Origin of the sequence: Clostridium sp. MSTE9, from assembly GCF_000277625.1 — a bacterium.
GTDB lineage: Bacteria > Bacillota > Clostridia > Oscillospirales > Acutalibacteraceae > Faecalispora > Faecalispora jeddahensis.
Window position 1 is genome coordinate 1 of the sequence record NZ_AKFU01000038.1, and the last position, 2,238, is coordinate 2,238.

Consider the following 2,238-nt stretch of genomic DNA (forward strand, 5'->3'; position numbering starts at 1 on the left):
CCGCAGCCGTATTTTTTATCCCAAGACTTCTCAGAAACCAATCTGGAGCCATCCGGATTTTCAGAACTGGTTCTTGTACTTTTTGTTAGGGGGAGCTAACTTTATATATGGTGTGTTGTGGTACCGGCAGGGATGTCGGTCATATGCCGCCACTGTGTGTTTATCATTTATGGAAAGGAGGGTGAAAGGTGCGAAAGATATTTGCTGTAATTACACTGATGCTGGTTCTTGTCAGTTCGTTTTCCATAGCGGCGTCCGCTGCCACTACCCATGAGACATGGAACGATGTTGTGGACGAAATGGAATCCGTTCTGGATGAGTCTTACGATCTGTATGTATCGGGAGAAGCGAAAGCCGCGAAAGAGAAAGTCGATGTTGCCTACTACTCGTACTATGAAAAGCTGGGCTTTGAAAAAACGGTGATGGCGCATATATCGGGGAACCGTGCAGCAACAGTGGAATATCAGTTCAGTTTTGCGAAAAAGGCCATAAACGCCGGCAGCACAAACGAGGAAGTGAAAGCCTCGCTCGACGAATTGACCAGGCTGCTGCGGGAAGACGCCGACCAGCTCGATGGCAAAAAAGAGAGCGCGCTGGGGGTTTTTCTTGCTTCGCTTCTGATTATAACAAGAGAAGGCTTTGAGGCCATCATCATCGTCGGTGCGATCATCGCCTATCTGGTCAAATCCGGGAACAAGGAAAAAACCGGCGCAGTTTATTGGGGATCGGTCATTGCCCTGGGCGCGAGCGTCATCATGGCGTTTATCCTGAATAGCCTGTCGGGTGCGAGCGGCGCAAATCAGGAAATTACCGAAGGGCTGACAATGCTTCTTGCCGTGGTGGTCCTGTTTTATGTCAGCAACTGGATGGTGTCCAAATCGGAATCTGCCGCTTGGACGAGCTACATAGAGGGCAAGGTTCAAAGCTCTATTACACGGGGGAGCGTATTTTCCCTCGCGTTCGCCGCGTTTCTCGCGGTTTTCAGGGAGGGCGCTGAAACGATCCTGTTCTATCAGGCGTTGCTGGCCGGTACCAAAACGTATCTCAACATGGTCTGGCTTGGCCTTGGCGTAGGCTGTGTGGCGCTTGTGATCATCTATCTTCTGATTCGTTTCATGAGCATCAAGCTGCCGTTGAAGCCGTTTTTCCTCGGCACCAGTATTCTGTTGTTCGTCATGTCCATCTCCTTTGTGGGTTCCGGTGTAAAGGAGCTGCAGGAAGGCAACCTTGTGGGAGTCACGCCGGTGTCCGGTATCACTTCGGTTGATATTCTGGGGATTTATCCCACGCTGGAAACGTTGATTCCGCAGGCTGTTCTGCTCGCGCTGACGATCGTAACGTTTGTAGTTCAGATCAGGAAAACGAGAAAGATGAGGGCCATGAGAATGGCCGCCGGGGAGGGATCAGCCGCCCCGCAGTCGGATCATCCGTCCGAGTAATCAGATTTAGCGGTCATCTTTCTATCAGGAGGATAGCGCAAAATGAAAAAATAAATTTCAGGAGGTATCATCAATGATTCTAAAAAAAGTATCTGTTTTTTCCCTCGCCATGGCGATGGTGATGTCGCTTTCCCTCGCAGGCTGCGCATCGACCGACACAACTTCCACCCCCGCGGCCTCTACCCCTGAGGCCTCCGCCTCGAGCGATGCCGGCGGCGACGTGGCCGCACCCGGCGAAACGGCCGGCTTTGAGGAATTCCCGATCGGCGACGATCTGGAGCTTGGCCCGCTGAATGTGGCAGCCGTGTATTTCCAGCCGGTGGATATGGAGCCGGCGGACAGAGCCGGGCTTCCGGCTTCTGAGGCAGACATGCATATCGAGGCGGATATCTCTGCGCTGCAGAATGATCTCGGCTATGGCGTAGGTGATTTTGTTCCGAATTTGACGGTCAATTATGAAATCACCAGCGAGGACGGCAAAACAAAGGTGGAAGGAACCTTTATGCCGATGAACGCGAGCGACGGTCCCCATTACGGCGCGAACATCAAGCTTGGCGCGGCCGGTACTTACAAAGTGAAGTTCAGCATCGAAAACCCCGAAGCACAGGGCTTTTTGCTCCATGTTGATAAAGAGACAGGTGTCACCGGGCGCTATTGGACGGAACCGCTTGTAGCCGAATGGGATTTTGATTATGTTCCGCGGGTCTGGTAATTTCGTTATCTCATAACCACTCAGCATTCCAAAAATATGGATACGCGCCATGGTCAGTTCGCGTTTCGGCGCGGGGCTGCCATGGCG

At 52.3% G+C, this 2,238-nt stretch carries 2 protein-coding genes; both read left to right on the top strand.

Translation table 11 applies throughout. The features are described from left to right. The first annotated feature begins 188 nt into the window (after window positions 1-188). A complete protein-coding gene (locus tag HMPREF1141_RS11840; RefSeq protein ID WP_009064646.1) occupies window positions 189-1,439 on the top strand; it encodes an FTR1 family protein in 1,251 nt (416 codons plus the stop codon). 73 nt (window positions 1,440-1,512) lie between these two features. Next, entirely contained in the window at window positions 1,513-2,151 is a 639-nt protein-coding gene (locus HMPREF1141_RS11845; RefSeq protein ID WP_009064645.1) for an iron transporter, read from the top strand. The last annotated feature ends 87 nt before the right edge of the window (window positions 2,152-2,238 follow it).

Coding starts and splice junctions, on each gene's coding strand:
- HMPREF1141_RS11845 (WP_009064645.1), top strand. CDS start 1,513: ATGATTCTAAAAAAAGTATCTGTTTTTTCCCTCGCCATGGCGATGGTG.